We start from the raw sequence: 22,150 nt of genomic DNA on the forward strand, positions 1-22,150 counted from the left end.
GATGCTCTCGATTTCCAATTTGCATGCAGCGTATGGCAAGGTTGAAGTACTGCACGGTATTTCGCTGGAGGTGCCGAAGGGCAAAGTGGTGACGCTGATCGGCTCCAACGGCGCCGGCAAGACCACCACCATGCGCGCCATCTCCGGCATGATCAAGGCCAAGTCGGGCAGCGTCACCCTGGCCGGGGTCGACGTCACCGGCCAGGCTTCGCACAAGATCGCGCGCGCCGGGTTGGCGCATTCGCCGGAAGGACGGCGCGTGTTCGCCACCATGAGCGTGGTCGACAACCTGCTGCTGGGCGCATTTCCACGGTTTACCCGTTCGCGTCCGCGCGGCGACGTCAAGTACGACCTGGAGCAGGCGCTGGAACTGTTTCCGCGCCTGAAGGAACGCCGCAGCCAGCTGGCCGGCACGCTGTCCGGCGGCGAGCAGCAGATGCTGGCGATGGCGCGCGCGGTCATGCTCAATCCTGAAGTGATCCTGCTGGACGAGCCGTCGATGGGGCTGGCGCCGATCCTGGTGGAGGAAGTATTCCGCATCATTTCCCGGCTCAAGGAACAGGGCGTGACGATGCTGCTGGTCGAGCAGTTCGCCGCTGCGGCGCTGAATGTCGCTGATTACGGTTATGTGCTGGAGAACGGGCGGATCTCGGTGCACGGGCCGGCGCAGAAGCTGAAAAACGACCCGGCGGTCAAGGCGGCGTATCTGGGTGGCGGACAGCACTGATTTGTGCTTGTTTGTTGATTTTTGGAAATTATTTGTTGCAATAAATCGCTTAACTACAATTAATAATCATCAAATTGGCGCAAAAAATGGGGTTGGCGTCAGGGTTTAGTTTTCTACTGTGTTCCGAACGTGAGAATCTGGCAATACCGTGATGCAGAGCATGCATAAAGCGGTCAACCATGTTTTCCACTTCGGAGCACTCAAATGAAACAAGACCACACAATCAGCACTTCCAGCCGGGCCGCCGGAGGGAAATTCCTTCTCTCGTCGCTGCCGGCAACCATGCCGGCGGTTGCGCTGCCTGAACAGCGCCTGCCATTCACCGTCAGGATAGTCAGCGACGAACAGGCTTTGCAGAAGGCGGTGGGAATCCGCCATGCAGCATACAGCCGGCACCTGCCTGAACTCGCGCAAAACCTGCTTCGGTTCGAGCAGGCCGATCTGGCGCAAGATACCATCGTGCTGCTGGCGGAGTCGAAGCTGGACGGTTCGTCGCTGGGCACCATGCGTATCCAGACCAATCGTTTCCAGCCCTTGGGGCTGGAGCAGTCGGTGACATTGCCGGACTGGCTGCAGGGTTGCAGCCTGGCGGAGGCGACGCGGCTGGGCGTCACTTCCAGCCAGATCGGCAAGATCGTCAAGACTTTGCTGTTCAAGGCTTATTTTTTATATTGCGTCGAGAATGGCATCGACTGGATGGTGATTACGGCACGCTCGCCATTGGACCGGCAATATGACGCCTTGCTGTTCCAGGATGTCTTTGCGGGACCGGAGTTCATCCCGATGCTGCATGTCGGCAATTTGCCGCATCGTGTCATGGCGTTTGAAGTTGCAACCGCCCGCGAACGTTGGGCCGCCGCCGGCCATCCTCTGTTCGGGCTGATGTTCGAGATGCAGCATCCTGACCTGATTCTCGAGCAGCCGCCCAATGTGCTGGCGGATCAATTCGAACCCCGCGACAGCCAGGCAGGAGAGCGAAAGGTCCCGCTGAAATAGGCGTTTAATCCGGTGTTGCCGAAACTAGTGGACTGTAACAGCCGAATCGAGAATGAAGGGCGCTACCCGGCGTGCGGGGCAAGGCGCGCAGCGGAGCAATAGCGAGACTATTGCGAGCATGTGCAACGCCGCCATGCGCGTCGGGTACGCGACAGGCGCTCTTGATTTGGCTGTTACAGTCCACTAGATAATGAGAGGGTGTTATTGTTTGTTGTTAAAAGGAATATTGTGTCTTTTTTACAGTACAGTAGAACCCTCTCACTCTACGGATGCGATGTCTATGTGGCTATTTCATGCCGATACGTCGAAAAGCTTTAATCACAACCTGAAGCCTCAAGACTGGGCGGTGTTTTATTTTTCGGTCGTATTGGTGCCAGTGCTGGTGATCGTGTTTACGATCGTCGCTTTCGCTACGCTCAACAGCCGCTTCGGCCATAGCGATCCGAGCCCGTCGCCGTTCCAGGTATTGAGCGATCCCGAGCAGCGCTTGCTGCCGGCGCAGGCGTTCCAGGCGCTGGCGGCAACGCCTCTGCTTACCTATAGCAGCACGCAATTGCAGGAAACCCCGTTCTGGTTTTCTTTTTTGGTGCCGGCAGCTGCGGATCCGGGATTGACGGAGGTTGAGCTGCCTTCGCGCCACGCGCAGCAGGTCAGCTGCTGGGCGGGCGCCGGCGAGCGCCTGCTTGGCACGGCCAGCCGCGATGGGGTCGAAGGCCAGATGAAAGCTGAAAAAACCGGTTTCATCTTGTCGCTGCCGGCTGCCGCCTTGCCGCAGAGCGTGCTATGCAAGGGCGTTTTTTCCGGTCCGGCGCGCATCTCGGTACGGCAATGGACGCGTCCCGATTTTGTGCAGTCGCAAAAGGAATTTTATCGCGGCATAGGCTTGATGGAAGGCGGGCTGCTGACGCTGACCTTGTTCGTGCTGGTGGCGGCTTTGATCAACCGCGAATGGATGTACGTATTGTTTGCAGTGTGGCTGCTGGGGAATTTGCGCCTTGGCGCCAATGCCATGGGCTGGGATGTGCACTGGCTGATATGGACCATTCCGAATCAATGGCTGCCCTGGGTGCGCAAGCTCACCTTCGCCACCTACTACATCGTTACCTTCACCTTGTTCGGCCGCCTGTTCCAGAATGAACTGAAGCAGATCGGTTTCGTTTTCCTGCAAAACGTATTGCGCTGGATGGGGCTGGTCCTGCTGGTCGCCGCCATGCTGCTGTCGTACCAGCACTTTCTTCCGGTCCTGTGGTGCTGGACCGTGGTCGGCATTGTTATCCTGGTGTTCCTGCTGGCGCGCATCGTCTGGAAAGCGCGCACCCGTGCGGTGCTGTGGTATTGCGCGTCGATGTTCGTGGTGCTGTTTACGCGGATCGATGAGGTCGTCGCCGCTGCGTTCGGCATCAAGACCCTGGATGAAGTGCCGAATAACGTCATCGTGGCTTTGCTGTCGAGCCTGATGGCGTCGTTTGCCTTTGCTGAACAGATGCGTGCCGGCAAGCGCGAACTGGCGATGGTCCAGGCCGAATTGCGGACTACCTACGAAGTCACGCCGGTGGGCCTGTTTACCCTGGCCGCCGACGGCAGTTTCGTGCGCACCAATCCCGCTTTGGAAAAAATCCTGGGGCATGATCCGAGCGCCGAGTCGGTGAAGAAATTTGACGATTATTTCGAAACCGGCGCGCGCGAAAAACTGCTGCGCATCGGTTCCGGAAGCAGCGGCAACGAAGCGGAACTGCGCGGCGTGGTCGACGCCAGCGGCCGCAGCAATTTTTACCTGGTGACGGCGACTTTCGCCAACGGCCGCATCGAAGGCTCTTTGCAAGACATTACCGACCGTTCCCAGGCGATCGAGCGTCTACGGTTTTTTGCCGAGCACGATCCGCTGACCGGGGTCCTCAACCGGCGCGGCATCGAAATCATGCTGGAGCAGGCGATCGAGCGCCAGGCTGGCGACAGGCCGCTGGCACTGGCCTATCTCGACCTCGACCGCTTCAAGCTGATCAATGACCTGTTCGGCCACCAGTCCGGCGACGAAGTGCTGAAGCAGCTGTGTTTCCGGGTGCAGCAGTCGCTCGGCCGCGATTGCCATATCGGCCGCATCGGCGGCGACGAATTCATCCTGCTGTTCCAGGATGTCGAGATTGGCGCGGCGACGGCCATCTGCAGCAACATCATCCAGAAAATCAGCTATCAGTCGTACAACATCGGCGCCCGCGCATTCCAGGTGAAAGGCTCGATAGGGCTGATTGAAGTCGATGCCGGCATGCGCGTGCAGGATGCCATCTCTGCCGCCGACCGCGCTTGCCGGGAAGCCAAGAGAGCGCACAATGAACATATCGTGGTGTATCAGAAGAATGCGCCGGTATTCCGCGAGCGGCTGGAAGAGCTGAGCCTGATCGAGAGGTTGGGCGGCGAGTTCCTGCCGACCGGCCTGTTTGTCGAAATGCAGCCGATCATGTCGCTGCGCGAACCGGAAGCTTCGCTCAATTTTGAAGTGCTGCTGCGGCTGCGCGACGCCGACAACAAGGTGGTGCCGGCAACCAAGGTAATCGCGGCGGCGGAAGAAAACGGCAACATCGCCGTGATCGACCGCTGGGTCATGAGTACAGTGCTGGAATGGCTGGCGCAGCACCAGGCGCAACTGCCGCTGACAAAATTCGTCTGCGTGAATTTGAGCGGAGCTTCGCTCAACGATGAAAAATTCATCCAGGATATTTTCGTGATCCTGGGCCGCCATCCGCAAGTGGTGCCGATGTTATGCATTGAAATCACCGAAAGCGTGGCGTTGCACGACCTCGAACATACCAGCCGCATCATCCAGCGCTTGCAGGCCCTGGGAGCCAAGATCGCGCTGGACGACTTCGGCGCCGGTTATACCTCGTTTACCTACCTGAAGAGCTTGTCGGCAGACGCCTTGAAAATAGACGGAGCGTTCATTCAAAGCATGAACAAGCATCCTGCCAACGAGGCGATCGTCGAAGCCATCGTCGAACTGGCGCGCAACCTGGGCATGAAGAGCATCGCCGAATGGGTGGAGGATTGCGCCATGATCGAAGCGCTGGCGAAACTGGGAGTCGACTACGTGCAGGGTTATATCGTGGCTAAGCCGCAGTCGCCGCAGGCGATACTGGAGGCCAGTTCCGCCGCCAGCTTCATCACCGATCCGGCCCTGGCGCGTTTTGTGGCGAGCCGGCGCGTCGATGGCCGCGCTTGGGTCGGAGCAGGTGACGACTTGCCGCCGGCAGGATTGCATTAAGGCCCCGTTTGCTCTGTGGAAGCGATGGTATGATTTCGATTTCATGACGCATTTATGAACGCTGCAATTTCCGGTTTTTCCCTCGGTCTTTCGCTTATCCTCGCAATCGGCGCACAAAATGCCTTTGTCCTTAAACAGGGACTCAAGCGCGAACACGTTTTCCTGGTCTGCCTGACTTGCGCCGCTTCCGACGCCATCCTGATCTTGCTGGGCGTAATGGGACTGGGTGTCATCATCGAGCAGGCGCCATGGCTGATGCCCGTCATGCGCTACGGCGGCGCGGCTTTCCTGCTGGTGTATGGGGCCAGGAGCTTCATCACCGCCTGGCGTTCATCCGACGTGCTGCTGCAGGCCGAACATGTCAAAGGCGCTTTGCTGCCAACCCTGCTGACCTGCGCCGCGCTGACCTGGCTTAATCCGCACGTCTACCTGGATACGGTGCTGCTGATCGGCTCGATTTCGACCCAGTTTCCCGGCCAGGAGGGTTGGTTCGCCACCGGTGCGATGCTGTCTTCGTTTGTCTTCTTTTTCTCGCTGGGTTATGCCGCTGCCTGGCTCAGGCCGATCTTTGCCAAGCCGGTCTCGTGGCGCGTGCTGGAAGTGGTGGTCGGCATCACGATGTGGGCAATCGCCTATAAGCTGCTGAGTGAATAAGGCGTACAGCCGGCTTGCTCGGCCGGGAGGGTAAAATAGCGGCTGGCGCCGAGATTGCGCCGTTTATTCATTAGCGGACCGAGAATATCATGAGCGCGACACTGAAACACATCGTATTCTGGAAACTGAAAGAACATGCCGAAGGCGCCGACAAGGCCAGCAACGCGCTGCAGCTGAAAGCCTTGCTGGACAGCTGCGCCGGTATCGTGCCAGGCATGCTCAGGTTCGAAACCGCGATTGCCCAGCCGGGGCTGGAGGCGACTTACGACGTCGTGCTGAATTCGGAATTCGCCTCGGCGGCGGCACTGGAGGCTTACCAGAACCACCCGGCGCACGTGGCGATCAAGCCGTTTTTCGGCGCGGTGCGGGAGTCGCGCCAATGCATGGATTACCTTAGCTGACGGCGGCCATGTTTCCTTCGCATATTTTCCCTATCGATAACCCCTTCCTGACCTACCTCGGCGTCGAGTTCGTCGAGATGGGCGAGGGCGCGGCCGAGCTGGCTTTGACTTTGCAGCCGCATCATATGAACAGCTGGCAAGTCACCCATGGCGGAGTATCGATGACGATGCTGGACGTAGTCATGGCGCTGGCCGGCCGTTCGCTCTATCCGCAGGCCGAAGCGGCGGTTACGGTGGAAATGAAAACCAGTTTCCTGCAGCCGGCCGGGCAAACCGGCGCACGCATCGTCGCCAAAGGCCGCGCCTTCCATCGTTCCACCACCATGTGTTTCTGCGACGCCGAACTGTGGCACGGCGATCATCTGGTGGCCAAGGCAATGGGCACATTCAAATATCTCAGGCATCATCGGGCCGCGCTGAAAATCAAGCCGGGCTGAAGCAGCAGACATGGACCAGAAAAACATGAAATTTCACCTGACGGTAGACAACTGGGCGGCGCAGAAAACCGACGCCCGCGCAGTGCGTTTCGACGTATTCGTGATCGAGCAGAAAATCCCGGTCGAGCTGGAGTGGGACGATATGGATGAACACTGCCTGCACGCCGTTGCCTATAACGAAGCCGGTTATGCGATAGGCACCGGCCGCCTGCTGCCGGATGGTCATATCGGCCGCATGGCGGTGCGTGCCGCCGGGCGCGGCCAGGGCGTGGGCGCAGCCATCCTGCAGGCCTTGATGGCGCAGGCGCGGCAACGCGGCGATGGCGAGGTGGTGCTGAACGCACAGGCCCAGGCCGAGGCGTTTTACGGACGCTACGGTTTCAGCCGCGACGGCGAAGAATATTACGAAGCCGGGATTGCGCACATCTGCATGCGCCACGTATTTGCCTAGGCAGTCACCAGCTCGGAGCGTCGTTACCTAAGGGTACGGATGGCCGGCTCCAGCGCGCCGGCGTCAGCGACAATTTTCCTGCATGACTCACTGCGGTCAGCCGGCCGAAACCGGATTCGCTGTGTTCAAGCAGATCCTGGATCTGTTCGAATTCAACCTCAGCCGCCGCCAGGCCATTCTCGACCCTTCCGAGCTGGCGCCGTCATGGCGCCGGCCGCCATCAGGTAGCCGGCGGCATGGTCCAGCACCTGCATCGGCAGCGGTTTCGGCTTGTCGCTGTGTGCAGCCTGCGCTTCGGCATGGTTGAAGCCGCTGGCGGTCTGCACCAGCGAATCGAAGCCGCGGCGCTCGGCCCACGGCCCGACATGGCCGTACGCCGATAACGACACGTACACGATGCCAGGATGTTTTTTTGCCGCCGCTTCCGGACCGAATCCGAGTGCATCGAGGCCGCCCGGGCGGTAGCCTTGTACGAAGATGTCCGTGTCATGCAGCAAGCGGCTCAGCGTCCGATGGTCGTCGGCTTGCCGCAAGTCGAGCTGGCATGAGCGTTTGCCGCGCCCGGTGTCGATCACCAGCGGCCCGATCGCCGGCAGTTGCGGCGCCGTCACCAGCAAGACGTCGCGCCGTGCGCCGCCAGCGTGCGGCCGCAGACCGGCCCGGCGATGATGCGGGTCAGGTCGAGCACCCGTACCCCATCCAGCGGCCGCTGTTCTATCGCAGCGGGCAAGGCGCGCGGCGCGGCATCGCCGATTTTTTCTATGGTCAGCAGCGGCAGCGCTTGCACTGCCTGACCCTGTGGATGACGGTCCCATTCCTCGAATGAACGCATGGCGGTGACTACCAGGCGGGTAGCGGCGGCGGCTTCCTCGAAATCCTCGGCAGTCCAGCTTTGCAGGGCCTGCTGCACGCTCTCAACCGTATGTTCGCATTGCAGCAAGCGCAGCACGCCGTCTCGATGGTGCGGAAAATTGGTGTGCAGGCGCAGCCATTTGCCGTCGCCGCAACGGTAAGTGCCGGCGATCTTGTCCCAGATTTCGTCGCTGCGGGCGCCGTCGACCCGGAAGTAGCGCTCGCTGCGGAACTCGGCCGCAGCGTGGCGCATGTCGACGCTTACCTGTTGCTGTTGCTGGCTGCGCAACTGCCACAGCTGCGCAGCCGACAGGGCCGCCGCCGCAATGCTGGACTGGGCCGCGGCGCCAACCGCGAACGAGGACGGCAAGACCGGGTCGCCGCCGCTCAGCGACAGCTGCGCCAGCGCGCCATCCGGCTGACCGAGGGTACGCCACAACTGCTGCATGATATTGGATGGAGACAACGCGGACGGCAGCAACATGTTCTGCTCCTTGAATATAGGGCGGCGAGCGGCGCCGCCGTTGTCACGGCATAGGCATCAGCGCGAACAGCGCGATTCGGATGGCGATGCCGGATGGGTGTGTATCGGCGAAGAAGGGCAAAACGGCGGCGCCACCCGTTCATGCAGCATGGCGCTGCCGTTGGCTTTGATCCGAACCAGGGTAGAGGCGCGCGTGCCGTAGTCGGGCGACTGGATGAATACCGCCGACAGCACACGCTCCAGTTCGACGCCGACGCCGGTCGACGGCAGCCTGCAATCGCCGGCGCGGGTAGTGTCGCTCAGCATGTCGAAGAAGCAGGCGTCGGGCGCGCCCTGGCACAGCAGGCTGGCGAACTGCGCCTTGGTGCGCACCACCTTGGGCCAGCAGCCGTCCAGCGAGGCGTTCGACAGGCCATAGATGCCGGCAGGCAGCGGCTGGCCGTTGCGAGCGTCATCCAGGTGCTTGTTCGAATACCAGATCAGGTCCTTGCCGTCGCCGACCAGCAGGTTGAAGCCGTTATATTTCGCGGCGTCGCCGGAAATTTCCGCAACGTATTCGGCCGCCGTCTTTTGGCTGCCGAGGAAATCCGACACCAGTGTGCCGCGGGTGGGCGCATCGGTGCGCCGTTCCGCCGGCGCTCGCACGTTGGTGATGGCGGCAAAGCGCCCGCCGCGGGTGATGCCGATCCAGGTGCCGCCATCCTGCAGGTCGCGCCCGGCGTAGATGCCGGGACGGTCTTCCCACCAGCCGGCCGGCGCGGTTGGGCGCGCATAGAATTCATCGCGGTTGGCGGCGGCTATCAAAGGGGAGCCAGGAATCACTTGCCACGCAAAAACGATCAAGCACATGATGAAATATTCACAAAAAATTCAGTACGACGGGGACCATCGATCAAGGCCGCGAGGCCGTGTTCGGCAACCGCCTGATCGATTATTTTCGTAAAATCCGGCGGCACCGAAGAATACACCTCCATCCAGGTGTGATGTTCATCCTTGATTTCGGGACTGCGTTTGAGGGCGGTGGCGATCTGGTATTGCAGCGACAGCCCGGCTAGCATTTTTGCCGCCGCCTGGTCGAACTGCTGGGCGTTGCCGGCAGCCACACGGTAATAGATGTAGAGATCGGAGCTCATCTTGCGCTTACGCCGACAATTCGGCGTCGGTGACATCGACGATGGAATAGGGCAGTGCCTGGAACTGCAGTTGCGGACCGGCGGTCGAACCCAGGTGCACCGTGCCGCTCTCCAGGGCGGCCAGCTTGATTTCCAGCAGGCAGCGGCTGCTGCCTGCGCTGTCGGCTTCGGCATTGACGATCATGCCGCAGGGCTGGTCCGGATCGGCGCTGGAAAAGACTTCGGCGCCGGCAGCGATACCGGTGGCGGCAACGCTGGCCAGCACCGCACGGCGCTTGAGCTTGCCCAGGTACTGGCTGCGCGCGACGATTTCCTGCCCCGGATAACAGCCTTTCTTGAAATTGACGCCGCCGATCACTTCAAAATTGATCATTTGCGGCACAAACTGTTCTTGCGTCGGCAAGGTGATTTGCGGCACGCCGGCCAGGATGTCGTCCAGGCGCCAGGCGGACGCCGCGACCGGCTGCAGGCTCTTGCTCAGTTGCGGCCAGGCGGCGATGGCAATCTCGGGGCTGGCGATCCATTGATAACGCGGTGCAGAACCTGCATTGGCGACGCGGATCAGGGTGCCATGTTCGTTATCGACCTTGGCATAGGGTTCAGCCGGCAAGGCCGGGAACCAGGGCGCCAGCGTAGCGCCGGCGGCATTGCCCGCCAAGCCGAGGATGACTTGTGCATCGGAGACGTCGGCCGGCTTGGCTTTGGCGCGCATGACAAACATTTGCAGGCGCTTCTGGATCGCCGCCTGCAAGCTGCGCGGCAATTGGAGCAGGATGCTGTCGCCGCTCTTCCATATCAGGAAGGTCGCCAGCAAGCGTCCTTTCGGCGAGCAGTAGCCGGCCAGCCGGGCTTGTCCGGCAGCCAGGTTCTGGACATCGTTGGTAAGCTGGGTATGCAGGAAACTGGCGGCATCTTCGCCGGTGAACGCGATCAGGCCGAGATCGGTCAGCGGCGCAACAAAAGACGCGCCAGCAGCGGCCGTCGCGGGCAGCGCGTCGAACGATTGCTGTTGTGCAAAATCCAGCCAGGTACTTGTCATTTCATTCATAAATTGTAGGCATTCCCGAAACAGCGATTATCATATTGGGTTGATTATAGAGATGTCGCAAAAAAAGCGTTGGAGTCGGCCGTTTTTGCGGGATGCATGGAAACCAATCGGAGCGGACCGGTCTTGTTTAAAAAACTATTGTTGAGCGTGATCTTGTTGGGCGGTGCGGCCGCCGGCGGCGTGGCTTACTGGGCGCAGCAGCCGATTTTCGAGTCCGGTCCGGTGCGGCCGTTTACGATCAAGCCAGGCAGCACTTTGGCCAGTTCGGCGCAGCAGATTGAGGAAGCCGGGGTCGGCGTCAATCCCCAGTTGCTGGAATTGCTGGCGCGGGTGACCGACAAGGGCAGCAAGCTGAAAGCCGGCAGCTATGAACTGAAGCCGGGCGCCACGCCGCTGCGTTTGCTGACGCAACTGGTGCGCGGCGAGTTTGCGCAGGAATCGCTGACCGTGATTGAAGGCTGGACTTTCCGCCAGATGCGCCAGGCGGTGGCGGCGCAGCCGGCGCTGAAACACGATACTGCGGCGCTGTCTGACGTCGAACTGCTGGCAAAAATCACGCCCGATTACACCATGCCGGAAGGTTTGTTCTTCCCGGATACCTATCTGTTTGCCAAAGGATCGAGCGACCTGCAGGTATACAAGCAGGCGCACAGCCTGCTGATCAAGCGCCTCACCCAGGGTTGGGAGGGGCGCGACACCTCGTTGCCGTACAAGACGCCGTATGAAGCCCTGATCATGGCCTCGATCGTGGAAAAAGAGACCGGCAAGCGCGCCGACCGCAGCACGATTGCCGGCGTGTTCATCAACCGCCTCAAGATCGGCATGCTGCTGCAGACCGACCCGACCGTGATCTACGGCATGGGCGATCAATACCAAGGCACTATCCGCAAACGCGACCTGACCACCGACACACCTTACAACACCTATACCCGTGCCGGCCTGCCGCCGACGCCGATCGCCTTGCCGGGCGCGGAATCGATCAGCGCCGCCATGCATCCGGCGCAGACCGACGCCCTGTATTTTGTCGCGCGCGGCGACGGCAGCAGCCATTTCTCCAATAACCTGGGTGAACATAACCAGGCGGTCAATCAATATCAGCGATAATTGGCATATTCGGGACATTCGGCAACCCAACAGATAAGGCAATGGCAAAATTCATCACATTTGAAGGCATAGACGGCGCCGGCAAGTCGACCCACATCGCTTTTGTCGCCGACTTGCTGCGTGCACAGGGCCAGCAGGTCGTCACCACCCGCGAACCGGGCGGCACGACGCTGGGCGAAGCGCTGCGCGAAGTATTGCTGCACCAGAAAATGCACCTGGAAACCGAGGCGATGCTGATGTTCGCCGCCCGCCGCGAACACCTGGCGCAGGTGATAGAACCGGCGCTGGCGCGCGGCGACTGGGTCATCTCGGACCGCTTCACCGACGCCACCTTCGCCTACCAGGGCGGCGGCCGGCAACTGCCGCTGGCCAAGCTGGAAGCTTTGGAGCAATGGGTGCACCCGCATTTGCAGCCGGACCTGACCCTGTTGTTCGACGTGCCGCTGGAAGTGGCGCGCACGCGCCTGGATGCGACTCGCACGCTGGACAAGTTCGAACAGGAAAAGGCGGATTTTTTCGCCGCCACGCGCGCCGAATACTTGCGCCGTGCTGCGCAGTTTCCTGAACGTTTCCGCGTCATCGATGCGACCCGGACGATCGCCGAAGTCCAACAAGAGCTGACGCAAATCATTTCAAGCCTGCCAAGCCAGTCCGGCGGCAAGCAATGAGCAACTCCTTGTTCCCGTGGCAGGACGGCGTCTGGCAGCAGCTGCAGCAGATGCGCGCGCGCCTGCCGCACGCGATTCTGTTCCATGGCGCCGAAGGCATAGGCAAGACCGTGTTCGCCGAGCAGTTTGCGCAATCGCTGCTGTGCGAACAGCCGCAGGCGGACGGCCATGCCTGCGGTGTGTGCGGTTCCTGCGGCTGGTTCATGCAATACAACCATCCGGACTACCGGCGTGTACGGCCTGAGATTCTGGACGGCGAGGATGCTGCCGAGGGCGATGGCGCGGAGGATGGCGACAGCAAGGGGAGTACAAAGTCAGCTGCCAAGTCGGCCAAGGCGCCGTCCAAGGAAATCAAGATCGATCAGATCCGCGCCTTGTCCGGCTTCATGAATATCTCGACCCACAGGCAAGGACAGCGGGTGGTCCTGCTGTATCCGGCCGAAGCGCTGAATACCGCTGCCGCCAACGCCTTGCTCAAGACACTCGAAGAACCGCCGCCGAACACGGTGTTCCTGCTCAGTTCAAACAGCCTGGACCGGCTGCTGCCGACTATCTTGTCGCGCTGTCGCAAATTTGCCATGCCGTTGCCGTCGCAGGAGCAGGCCATGGCCTGGCTGCGCCAGCAAGAGGTCAAGGATGCCGATCTCTGGCTGGCCGAACAGGGCGGGGCGCCGCTGACTGCTTATGCGCAGTCGCAAAGCGAAGGACGCGAGCTGATCGACGAGTTTTTGCAGCATCTGGCCAAGCCCGGCATAGACGGCGCCCTGAAATGCGCCGAACATTTGCAGAAAACCCGGTCGCCGAGCTGGTGGGCTGGCAGCAGCGCTGGCTGTACGATCTGTTTTCCTTTAAATTAAGCGGCACAATCCGGTATTATCCTCGTTATGAAAAAGTGTTTGCAGGATTGGCTGCCAAAGTTGAAACCGGCGCCTTGCTGCGGGCCCTGAAAAGCAGCAACGAGCGCCGTGCAGTCGCAGAACACCCCTTGTCGGCGCGACTCTTCATCGAAGAGATGCTGCTCGATTACGCCGCAATGTTTGCTTGAGTTCTGAGCTTGAGTTTGAGGATGAAGATGGCAGAAAACACTACAATTAGCACCACAATCCCGGCTGAACCGGTCAAACTGTCCCGGCCTTCGGTCTTGTCGCTGGTGATCAAGGAAAAATCGGCCCTGTACGCTGCGTACATGCCGTTCCTGACCAATGGCGGCATCTTTGTGCCGACCAACAAGAGCTATCATCTGGGCGATGAAATCTACCTGATCCTGAGCTTGATGGACGACGGTACCAAATATCCGATCGCCGCCAAGGTGGCGTGGATTACGCCGAAGAACGCCAATAACAACAAGGCGCAGGGAGTCGGCGTGCATTTCCCGGACGACGACAGCGGCCAGCGCCTGCGCAAGCGGATCGAAGAAGTGCTCGGCTCAGCTTTGGGTTCGGCGCGTCCCACTCATACTTATTAAATTATTAAAGCTGGTTAATTAATGCTGGTTGAGCCAGCAACATCTCGATGAATCAAACCAACTACAGTTTCAGGATCGCCGGCCAGCAGGATTTGCCGGCTATCGTCGCTATCTATAACAGCACCGTTGCCTCGCGCGAGGTGACCGCCGATACCGAACCGGTCTCGGTGGCGTCGCGCCAGGCCTGGTTTGATCATCACAACGCCGAACGCCGGCCGCTGTGGGTGGTGGAACAGCAGGGCGCGGACGGCCAGCCGGCCATCCTGGGCTGGCTGTCGTATTCCGATTTTTATGGCCGCCCGGCCTATGCCGGCACCGCCGAACTGTCGATCTACATCCATGAAGACGCGCGCGGCAAGGGCATGGGCCGTTATTTGCTGGGAGTGGCGATCGAGCGTGCTCCGAGCTTCGGCGTGCATACCTTGCTGGGTTTCGTGTTCGGCCATAACCAGCCGAGCCTGAAATTGTTCGACGCCTTCGGTTTCGAGCGCTGGGCCAACATGCCGCGCGTCGCCACGCTGGACGGCATCGAGCGCGATCTGGTGATCCTGGGCAAGCGCGTAGCTTAATTCGTTTTAGCAGCTGGTCCGACGTCAATTTCTACCGGTGCTAAAGTACCGGCTTTCTCCTATTTTGTTTCGAGTTGCTCATGTCACGCACCCTGGTCCTGGCCTCCAATAACGCCGGTAAGTTAAAAGAATTCAGCTCTTTGCTGGCGCAGATCGACTTTGAGGTCCGCCCGCAAGGCGAATTCAATGTTCCGGAAGCGGAAGAGCCGTACCTGACGTTTGTCGAAAACGCCCTTGCCAAGGCGCGCCACGCTGCGCGCCTGACCGGCTTGCCGGCGCTGGCCGACGATTCCGGCGTTTGCGTCAACGCCCTGAGCGGCGCGCCCGGCGTACTGTCGGCGCGTTACGCCGGCGAACCGAAATCCGATGCGGAAAACAACCGCAAGCTGGTCGCCGACCTGGCGCCGCACGCCGACAAATCGGCCTATTATTATTGTGTGCTGGTATTCGTGCGCCATGCCGACGATCCGCAGCCGGTGATCGCCGACGGCCGCTGGAACGGCGTCATCATCGATGAGCCGCGCGGCGCCGGCGGTTTCGGCTACGACCCGTATTTCCTGCTGCCGGAGCAGGGCAAGACCGCGGCTGAATTCAGCGCCGCCGAAAAGAACGCCATTTCGCACCGTGGCCAGGCGCTGCGTGCCTTGGTTGAAAAACTGCGATGATCCCGATCAAACCGATAGGCATGCCGGGGCAAGCTAAAAGCCAGGCTGCCGGTTCTGCCAACAAAGCACCGTCCGCCGCCGCCCAGGCCGCGCTGGCGTATCTGCAACCGGGCGCGCTCAACCTGAGCGCCTTGCCGCCGCTGTCGCTGTATATCCATTTCCCGTGGTGCGTGAAAAAATGCCCATACTGCGATTTCAATTCGCATGAAGCCAAGGGCGGTTTTCCGGAAGAAGAGTACCTGGCGGCTTTGCGCCTCGACCTGGAAGCGTCGCTGCCGCTGATCTGGGGCCGCAAGATCTATACGATCTTTATCGGCGGCGGCACGCCCAGCCTGATGTCGGCGGCCGGGCTGGATCGCCTGATGTCGGATGTGCGTTCCCTGCTGCCGCTGGACGGCGCCGCCGAAATCACGATGGAAGCCAATCCCGGCACTTTCGAGGTTGAGAAATTCAAGTCCTACCGCAACAGCGGCATCAATCGCCTGTCGATCGGCATCCAGAGCTTCAACGGCCGCCACCTGCAGGCGCTGGGCCGCATCCACGACGACGGCGAAGCGCGCCGCGCGGTCGAGATCGCCCATGCGACTTTCGACAATTTCAACCTCGACCTGATGTATGCCTTGCCGTCGCAAACGCTGGAAGAGGCGCGGCAGGACGTGGCCACCGCCATCGGCTTTGCGCCGCCGCACCTGTCGCTATACCACCTGACGCTGGAGCCGAACACCTATTTCGCCAAGTATCCGCCGGTAGTACCGGACGACGACGCCAGCGCTGAAATGCAGGACATGATCAGCGCCCAGACCAGCGCCGCCGGCTACGGTCATTACGAAGTGTCGGCCTACGCCCAGGCCGGTCGCCAGGCGCGCCACAACCTGAACTACTGGCAGTTCGGCGACTACCTCGGCATCGGCGCCGGCGCCCATTCCAAGCTGTCGTTCCCGCACCGCGTGATCCGCCAGATGCGCTACAAGCAGCCCAAGGCTTACCTGGAGCACAGCCGCCTGGGTAATGTAGTGCAGGAAGAAACCGAAATCGGCCGCGACGACCTGGGTTTTGAATTCATGCTCAATGCGCTGCGCCTGAACAACGGCTTTGAAGTGAACCTGTTCAGCGAACGCACCGGACTGACCCTCAATACGATAGAAAAATCCTTGAACCAGGCTGAAGCCAAAGGCTTGCTGTACCGCGATCACAAGATCATCCGGCCGACCGAACTGGGCCGGCGCTTCCTGAACGACCTGCAGCAGGTGTTTCTGCTGGATTGAGCTGTTTTCCTGCTCAATCTAGGTGAATTCGAGGAAAAAGCGCGTCAGGTATCGTTAATTTTCTGCAAAATTGGTATAATTGCGGCCTCCTAGGAAGTGTGGCCGAGTGGTTGAAGGCACTAGTCTTGAAAACTAGCGACGGTTTATCCCGTTCGTGAGTTCGAATCTCACCGCTTCCGCCAGAATTCATTGGTAAGTCATTGGTTTATAAGAGGTGTTTTTGTGACTTCAATGACTTACCCATTTTTTTACCCGTCAATGAATTGTTGGTCTTCAATCCATCAAGTCTGTAGCAAATCCATTTAGCTCTTTAAGCTCCATCTTGTGTATCTTTCTCCTGACCTCATTGGCTTGGGAAACTCCGACCTGCTCTTTAGCCAAAGCCAGCAAGTCGAAACGCCAATCCCTGGAATATCTGATACTTGCTATACGCGAAGCAGTAAGTATTTTACTAGCTCAAATGCACTGTATTTATAGACAGTATATTTGATTTGCAAAATCTGCCTTGGGCAATAAAAATACATCAGAGTCAGTTTCGCAAGGTTGATCTGTGGCAAGCTTACTCAGTTATTTCTACGGATCAATTGGCATCAAATAAGCCTATGGTGAGCAATTGTGCAATCGAAAATTATACAAAACCTGATGTTTGCCTTTGCCTGAAAATTTTATGCGTCTGAAAACAATCACGATTTCCATCGCTGTAAGTTTGCTCACTGCGGCTTGTATTACGCCATTGAACAACGTAGTAATAACAAAAGCCAAGACCAAGCCATCTACCTGTGGACGCCCCCGCTATCCGCGAGCCTCTTTGGTTGCCAATGAAACCGGAGTTGTAGACGTGAGCCTGCATGTCTCCAAAGAAGGGCGGGTTATAGAAACAAAAATCGTGAGTTCTAGTGGATATAAAAGGTTGGATTCAACAGCTGCTGACGCAATGAGAGCGTGCGAATTTGTATCTGCCACAGAGAATGGGGTGGCGGTTGATTCGTGGGTGACGATGAGATGGATATGGAACACTAAATAAAAACGGTGAATGCCGATACTGTCTACTTGATTGACGTGGATTGCAGACATCATCAGTCAACTAGGTCCTCCCGGCCAGCTTATTGACCTGAACGCTGGCGTGAAATATCCCTGTCACATCTTTCGGCTATCGTCGACGTTTAATCCACTCTGGATAACTTCGTATGACAGCGTCGCGAGCTCATTTATTGTCCGCAGTTTTTACCAAGACTGCAAAAGGCCGTGAGGAAATTGCGCAGCGCACATTTGGTTTATCGGCCCGCCAGCGTAGCATTCTCATCGTGATGGATGGAACGAAGAATCTGGATGCGCTGAAGGGAGTAATGCCGCAGAATGAATTGGACGATATCGTTTCTGTCCTGTCAACACATCTTTTTATCACTTTGTCAGGGGCAGAGCTCAAAGAGGTGCAAGAGATTTCTGTTGGAAAATCTTTCGGATATGCTCCGTTTTCCGCGCAAGAATCAATCGGCGTTACGCCGCGACGAGCAGAAAATACGCTGACTCAAGATGATGCCAAAATCAGAGAAATCAAAGATTTCATGACCACGACGGCGCACACGTATCTCGGTTTACTTGCGGCTGATCTCATACAACAGATTGAACGCGCTAAAACATCTACCTCATTGAGGACAGTCGTTGGGCAATGGCACATGGCCTTACGCGGCTCCAAGCACGGGAATCGGTTTGCTGGTCCGTATCTTGACCAAGTCTCCGCAGCTCTGGCTGCGAATGAAGAGTAACTTCGTCTGGATTGCTTACTCAATAAGACGAATCAAGTCGTACGAAAATCAAGGTTTGGCATCGGAAGCGACGGCTTCCGCAACCGCTTGCAAATGTTCCAGCAACTTGATGGCCGCCGACAGCTGCTGCTTGTCTACATCGGCCAGCAGCTCTTTGCGGAAAGCATCCGCTTCCGCTTTCACCTTGCCGTATAACTGCTGGCCAGCCTTGGTCAGCACCACCAGCTTGACGCGCCGGTCGTGCGGCGACGGCTCGCGCACCACCAATTCCAGCTTCACCAGGCGGTCAATCGTCGCTACCATCGAAGCCGCTTCGATGCCGACCCGGTTCGCCAGCTCGATCTGCGACAGCGGTTCGCCGGCCTTGGCCGCGACCGCGACGGCAGTCCAGCTGGCCTGGCTCAATCCCAGGTATTTAAGGCGCCGGTCGACAGCCAGCTTCCAGGCGCGCGCCGTGTTATGCAGGGCGCTGGAGAAGTGTTCTTCTAGCGTATTCGAATTCGAAGCCATCTAATTTCTGGTTGCCTGTTTAATTGCACAGTCTAGCAGAATGCGCCGGCGCGCCGCCCCCTGATCATGTCCGGCGGCCTTGCCTCGATTCACGAAAAGAAATCTTAAAAGGCTTGTTTTCCATAAAAAAGCACACTACAATTTTAGTTAGATAACTAATGATTAGTTGTATTATTATTAGGATTGAAATTGTTGACCTTGGAAGAACGTTTCACGGCAGCGCTGCATAATGCGGCCCGCTGCTGGCGCCAGGCACTGGATCGTCACCTCAAATCCCTGGGTGTAGGGCAGGCCGGCTGGATGGCGATTGCCATGATTGCCAAGGCCGGGCAGCCGCAGTCGCAAACCGAGTTGGCGAACAAGCTCGGGGTTGAAGATCCGACCATGATGTCGATGATAGACCGGCTGGTGAAAGCAGGATTGGTGGTGCGCCAGCCGTCGGCAACCGACCGCCGCGTCAAGCTGGCGGTGCTGACCGCGGACGGCCTCGCGCTTTACCGCAGGGTGAAAACCGAGGCGGACGCGTTCCGCATCAAGTTCCTGGCGGAGGTCGACAAGGAAACATTGCGCAGCGCCACCGAAATGCTGGAAGCGCTGGATGCGGCGGCGGAGGAAAAGCCATGAGCGGCACGGCGGCCGTAGCCGGGCCTGAAGCCTCCGGAGATCCAATCAATCGCCGCATGATTACGATTTTCATCATGCTGGCGACCATCATCCAGGCGCTGGACGGCACCATCGCCAACGTCGCCTTGCCGCACATGCAAGGCAGCTTGTCGGCATCGCAGGACCAGATTACCTGGGTGCTGACTTCCTACATCGTGGCAGCGGCGATTACCACGCCGCTCACCGGCTGGCTGTGCGACCGTTTCGGCCAGAAGAATATTTTCCTGGTTTCCATTGCCGGCTTTACCGTCGCTTCGATGGCGTGCGGCGTCTCGATGTCGCTGGCGCAGATTGTCGCCGCGCGTTTGCTGCAGGGCGTGTTCGGCGCGGCGCTGGTGCCGCTGTCGCAGGCGGTGCTGCTGGATATCAATCCGCGTGAAAAACATGGTTCAGCGATGGCGGTATGGGGCATGGGCGTGATGATAGGCCCTATCCTCGGTCCGACCCTGGGCGGCTGGCTGACCGACAGCTACAACTGGCGCTGGGTGTTTTTCATCAACGTGCCGATCGGCTCGCTGGCCTTTTACGGCATCTTGAAATACATACGCGCTACCACTGCGGCGCGCCGCATGAGTTTCGACATGTTCGGTTTCGCTACGCTTAGCATCGCCATCGGCGCTTTGCAGATGCTGCTTGACCGCGGCGAGCAGAACGACTGGTTCGCCGCCCGCGAGACCTGGATCGAAGCGATTGTGCTGACGATGAGTTTTTGTTATTTCCTGGCGCATACCGCACTGCGGCCTGCCGGCAAGTCCTTTTTTGATTACCGGTTGCTGAAGAACTCCAATTACGTGACCGGCTTGCTGTTCATCTTCATCGTCGGCCTGGTGCTGTTCGCCACCCGTGCGCTGACGCCGGCTATGCTGCAGGCCCTGATGGGCTATCCGGCGAAAGTCGCCGGCCTGGTGACCGCGCCGAGCGGCTTCGGCACCATGCTGGCGATGCTGGTGGTGGGGCGGCTGGTGGGCAAGGTGGATTTCCGGGTGCTGCTGGCGATCGGCTTTTCCGTCACGGCGTTCTCGCTGTGGCAGATGTCGCGTTACACGCTGGTGCTGTCGCCCAGCGACATCGTCTGGCCGGGCGTGATCCAGGGAATCGGCCTGGGCCTGGTGTTCGTGCCGCTGAGCGCGGCGACGTTTGCCACGCTGACGCCGGAAATGCGCGCCGAAGGCACTGCTATCTACAGCCTGATCCGCAATATCGGCAGCAGTATCGGGATCGCGCTGGTGCAGACTTTGTTGGTGCGCAATACCCAAGTCGCGCACTCGTCGCTGGTGGAGAAAATATCCGGCGCCAGTCCTGCCTACCAGGATGCGATGGTGGCCTCGACCTACAACCTGGCGACGCCAAGCGGCCTGGCGGTGATCAACGACGAGGTCACCCGGCAAGCGTCGATGATCGCCTATGTCAACGATTTCTGGCTGATGCTGATCATGACTTTGCTGGTGATCCCGTTGCTGCTGCTGATCCGTCCGCCAAAAACCAGCATGCCGGTGGCAATGGACCACGCGGCGATGGAGTAAGCGCATGCGCCCACCGTTAACCAAAACCATTCTTCAATTCGGAGAAAAACTCGCTGTGCATATATCGACATTAAAACCGCTTGTCCTGTCGTTGGCGATTGCGCTGGCGGTTGCTGCCTGCGCTACCGTCCCGCCTGACCGCAATACCTATCCGCAGCAGGACCTGGCCAAAGTGCAGCTGGCGTCGGACATCAAGCTGGCCAGCGAAGGCTGGCCGGATAAACAATGGTGGACCCGCTACGGCGATCCGCAGCTCAATCGCCTGGTGACGCAAGCGCTGGCTGCCAGCCCGACGCTGGAAATCGCCGCCGCCCGCATCGACTCGGCGCGCACCACACTGGCGTTCAACCGCGCCGACAAGGGCGCTAACGTCAATCTGAATGTAGAAGGAACTCGCCAGCGCTATTCCAGCAACGGCCTGTTTCCGGCGCCGATAGGCGGCGCTTATTACACTGAAGCGATAGTGCAGGTGCAAGCCAGTTATGACTTCGACTGGTGGGGCAAACACCGGGCACAGATCGCCGCCGCGCTGGGCGAGGTGAATGCGCAGCGGGCCGACTATGCGCAGGCGGAACAGTTGCTGGCCGCCGCTACTGCGCAAAGCTACTTCAGCCTGCAAGGCGGCTGGGCCCGGCTGGCAAACCTGCGTCAGACAATCGTCACCCAAACCGACATCGTTGCCGATACTGCCAGGCGCGTTGCGCACGGGTTGGTGGCGATAGACCAGCAGCGCATGGCGGAGAGCGAACTCGGCACCCTGAACAAGCAGGCCGCGCAACTCGAGGCGCAGACAGCTGCCGAGCGTGAAGCGCTGCGCGCACTGGTGGCCGGCGACAGTAATGCACTGGCCGACCTCAAGCCGCAGCAGCTGACCGGAATCCGACACGCGCTGCCGGCCCGGCTGGGCATGGAACTGCTGGCGCGCCGGCCGGACTTGCAGGCAGCACACTGGCGGGTGGAAGCATCGCTGAGCCGGATCGAAGCAACCCAGGCGGCGTTTTACCCCGACATCAACCTGAGCGCTTCGGCCGGGCTGGATTCGATTTCCATGGGTAATTTGCTGAGTGCGGCCAGCCGCACCCTGTTCCTGGGTCCGACCTTGTCGCTGCCGCTGTTTGACAGCAAGCGCCTGGATGCGCGCATCGAGTCTTCCCGTTCCGAGCGCAACGGACTGATCGCTGACTATAACCAGAGCGTGCTGAACGCGGTGCGCGACGTGGCGCAGCAGGCCATCAGCGTGCGCGGCCTGGAGAGCCAGATCGGCCGCCAGGACGAGGTGATGCGGGCCAGCCGCGACCTGCTGCAAACCGCGCAGGCAAAGTTCAGGCAGGGGCTGGCCGATCGCAACGCGGTGCTGAACGCCGGTTTGTCCTTGTCGCGGCAAGAAGATGAAAACCTGCAGCTGCACAGCCAGCAGTTGCTGGCGGAGGTGTCGCTGATCAAGGCCCTGGGCGGCGGTTACCGCATCGACAGCGCTGCCCATGACGCGGCACTTACTCGGATCTCAAAATAA

22 protein-coding genes, 1 tRNA gene and 2 pseudogenes are annotated in these 22,150 nt (G+C 59.5%); 20 read left to right on the forward strand and 5 right to left on the reverse strand.

Features of this window, described 5'->3' with window-relative positions; translation table 11 throughout:
- The first annotated feature begins 1 nt into the window (after window position 1).
- The 7 genes from CFter6_RS10425 to CFter6_RS10455 all read left to right on the forward strand — a co-directional run bounded on the left by CFter6_RS10425 (window position 2) and on the right by CFter6_RS10455 (window position 6,922).
- Window positions 2-727, forward strand: coding sequence for an ABC transporter ATP-binding protein (locus CFter6_RS10425; protein ID WP_061539865.1), 726 nt, complete (start codon window positions 2-4; stop codon window positions 725-727).
- 204 nt (window positions 728-931) lie between these two features.
- A complete protein-coding gene (locus CFter6_RS10430; RefSeq protein ID WP_061539866.1) occupies window positions 932-1,723 on the forward strand; it encodes an N-acyl amino acid synthase FeeM domain-containing protein in 792 nt (263 codons plus the stop codon).
- 280 nt (window positions 1,724-2,003) lie between these two features.
- Window positions 2,004-4,979: a putative bifunctional diguanylate cyclase/phosphodiesterase gene (locus CFter6_RS10435; protein ID WP_236904609.1), complete on the forward strand. Its 2,976-nt coding sequence runs from the start codon at window positions 2,004-2,006 to the stop codon at window positions 4,977-4,979.
- 54 nt (window positions 4,980-5,033) lie between these two features.
- On the forward strand, window positions 5,034-5,633 hold the full coding sequence (locus tag CFter6_RS10440; protein WP_061539868.1) for a LysE/ArgO family amino acid transporter: 600 nt from the start codon (window positions 5,034-5,036) through the stop codon (window positions 5,631-5,633).
- Between the two features lie 89 nt (window positions 5,634-5,722).
- Entirely contained in the window at window positions 5,723-6,034 is a 312-nt protein-coding gene (locus tag CFter6_RS10445; RefSeq protein WP_061539869.1) for a Dabb family protein, read from the forward strand.
- Window positions 6,035-6,042: 8 nt separating this feature from the next.
- Complete coding sequence (locus tag CFter6_RS10450; protein ID WP_014005799.1) at window positions 6,043-6,471, forward strand: PaaI family thioesterase; 429 nt, start codon at window positions 6,043-6,045, stop codon at window positions 6,469-6,471.
- A gap of 25 nt (window positions 6,472-6,496) precedes the next feature.
- A complete protein-coding gene (locus CFter6_RS10455) occupies window positions 6,497-6,922 on the forward strand; it encodes a GNAT family N-acetyltransferase (RefSeq protein ID WP_061542303.1) in 426 nt (141 codons plus the stop codon).
- A 4-nt stretch (window positions 6,923-6,926) separates the two neighbouring features.
- On the opposite strand, the pseudogene CFter6_RS10460 reads toward CFter6_RS10455, so the two are convergent.
- The 4 genes and pseudogenes from CFter6_RS10460 to ygfZ all read right to left on the reverse strand — a co-directional run bounded on the left by CFter6_RS10460 (window position 6,927) and on the right by ygfZ (window position 10,439).
- Window positions 6,927-8,258, reverse strand: a pseudogene (locus CFter6_RS10460) (CoA transferase).
- A 57-nt stretch (window positions 8,259-8,315) separates the two neighbouring features.
- Entirely contained in the window at window positions 8,316-9,107 is a 792-nt protein-coding gene (locus tag CFter6_RS10465; protein ID WP_061539870.1) for an NRDE family protein, read from the reverse strand.
- A complete protein-coding gene (locus CFter6_RS10470; RefSeq protein ID WP_236904611.1) occupies window positions 9,098-9,427 on the reverse strand; it encodes a DUF4936 family protein in 330 nt (109 codons plus the stop codon). The genes CFter6_RS10465 and CFter6_RS10470 overlap by 10 nt, the downstream gene beginning before the upstream one ends.
- A complete protein-coding gene (gene ygfZ, locus CFter6_RS10475) occupies window positions 9,399-10,439 on the reverse strand; it encodes a CAF17-like 4Fe-4S cluster assembly/insertion protein YgfZ (protein ID WP_061539872.1) in 1,041 nt (346 codons plus the stop codon). Before ygfZ ends, CFter6_RS10470 begins: the two co-directional genes overlap by 29 nt.
- Window positions 10,440-10,535: 96 nt before the next feature.
- Here ygfZ and mltG point away from each other — a divergent pair, with 96 nt between their 5' ends.
- The 10 genes and pseudogenes from mltG (at window position 10,536) to CFter6_RS10520 (ending at window position 17,941) form a co-directional block, all read left to right on the forward strand.
- Window positions 10,536-11,543, forward strand: coding sequence for an endolytic transglycosylase MltG (gene mltG, locus CFter6_RS10480; RefSeq protein ID WP_061539873.1), 1,008 nt, complete (start codon window positions 10,536-10,538; stop codon window positions 11,541-11,543).
- A 41-nt stretch (window positions 11,544-11,584) separates the two neighbouring features.
- Window positions 11,585-12,211, forward strand: a complete 627-nt coding sequence (tmk, locus tag CFter6_RS10485) for a dTMP kinase (protein WP_061539874.1) — start codon at window positions 11,585-11,587, stop codon at window positions 12,209-12,211.
- Window positions 12,208-13,256 (forward strand): annotated as a pseudogene (locus CFter6_RS10490) (DNA polymerase III subunit delta'). Before tmk ends, CFter6_RS10490 begins: the two are co-directional and overlap by 4 nt.
- Before the next feature lie 27 nt (window positions 13,257-13,283).
- Window positions 13,284-13,676 carry a PilZ domain-containing protein gene (locus tag CFter6_RS10495; protein WP_061542304.1) on the forward strand — a complete coding sequence of 131 codons (393 nt, stop codon included), beginning with the start codon at window positions 13,284-13,286 and terminating at the stop codon, window positions 13,674-13,676.
- Window positions 13,677-13,723: 47 nt separating this feature from the next.
- Window positions 13,724-14,245, forward strand: a complete 522-nt coding sequence (locus tag CFter6_RS10500) for a GNAT family N-acetyltransferase (RefSeq protein WP_061539875.1) — start codon at window positions 13,724-13,726, stop codon at window positions 14,243-14,245.
- 80 nt (window positions 14,246-14,325) lie between these two features.
- Window positions 14,326-14,910 (forward strand): RdgB/HAM1 family non-canonical purine NTP pyrophosphatase, encoded by a 585-nt coding sequence (gene rdgB, locus CFter6_RS10505; protein ID WP_061539876.1) that lies wholly within the window; start codon window positions 14,326-14,328, stop codon window positions 14,908-14,910.
- A complete protein-coding gene (hemW, locus tag CFter6_RS10510) occupies window positions 14,907-16,175 on the forward strand; it encodes a radical SAM family heme chaperone HemW (RefSeq protein WP_061539877.1) in 1,269 nt (422 codons plus the stop codon). Before rdgB ends, hemW begins: the two co-directional genes overlap by 4 nt.
- Before the next feature lie 92 nt (window positions 16,176-16,267).
- Window positions 16,268-16,357: transfer RNA gene (locus CFter6_RS10515), tRNA-Ser, on the forward strand.
- Between the two features lie 485 nt (window positions 16,358-16,842).
- The gene (locus CFter6_RS25055; RefSeq protein WP_082814692.1) at window positions 16,843-17,199 is read left to right on the forward strand and encodes an energy transducer TonB; all 357 of its coding nucleotides are present in this window, start codon (window positions 16,843-16,845) and stop codon (window positions 17,197-17,199) included.
- A 163-nt stretch (window positions 17,200-17,362) separates the two neighbouring features.
- Window positions 17,363-17,941 (forward strand): hypothetical protein, encoded by a 579-nt coding sequence (locus CFter6_RS10520; protein ID WP_061539878.1) that lies wholly within the window; start codon window positions 17,363-17,365, stop codon window positions 17,939-17,941.
- Between the two features lie 48 nt (window positions 17,942-17,989).
- Here the strand turns inward: CFter6_RS10520 and CFter6_RS10525 are convergent, their stop codons facing one another.
- Window positions 17,990-18,451 (reverse strand): MarR family winged helix-turn-helix transcriptional regulator, encoded by a 462-nt coding sequence (locus CFter6_RS10525; protein ID WP_061539879.1) that lies wholly within the window; start codon window positions 18,449-18,451, stop codon window positions 17,990-17,992.
- Window positions 18,452-18,640: 189 nt separating this feature from the next.
- Between CFter6_RS10525 and CFter6_RS10530 the strand changes: the two genes are divergently transcribed.
- From CFter6_RS10530 to CFter6_RS10540, 3 genes are read left to right on the forward strand one after another with little or no spacing between them, the layout of a single operon-like run.
- A complete protein-coding gene (locus CFter6_RS10530; RefSeq protein WP_061542305.1) occupies window positions 18,641-19,075 on the forward strand; it encodes a MarR family winged helix-turn-helix transcriptional regulator in 435 nt (144 codons plus the stop codon).
- Entirely contained in the window at window positions 19,072-20,637 is a 1,566-nt protein-coding gene (locus CFter6_RS10535; protein ID WP_061539880.1) for a DHA2 family efflux MFS transporter permease subunit, read from the forward strand. Before CFter6_RS10530 ends, CFter6_RS10535 begins: the two co-directional genes overlap by 4 nt.
- A gap of 4 nt (window positions 20,638-20,641) precedes the next feature.
- A complete protein-coding gene (locus CFter6_RS10540; protein WP_082814693.1) occupies window positions 20,642-22,150 on the forward strand; it encodes an efflux transporter outer membrane subunit in 1,509 nt (502 codons plus the stop codon).

Source organism: Collimonas fungivorans (genome assembly GCF_001584145.1).
Classification (GTDB): domain Bacteria; phylum Pseudomonadota; class Gammaproteobacteria; order Burkholderiales; family Burkholderiaceae_D; genus Collimonas; species Collimonas fungivorans.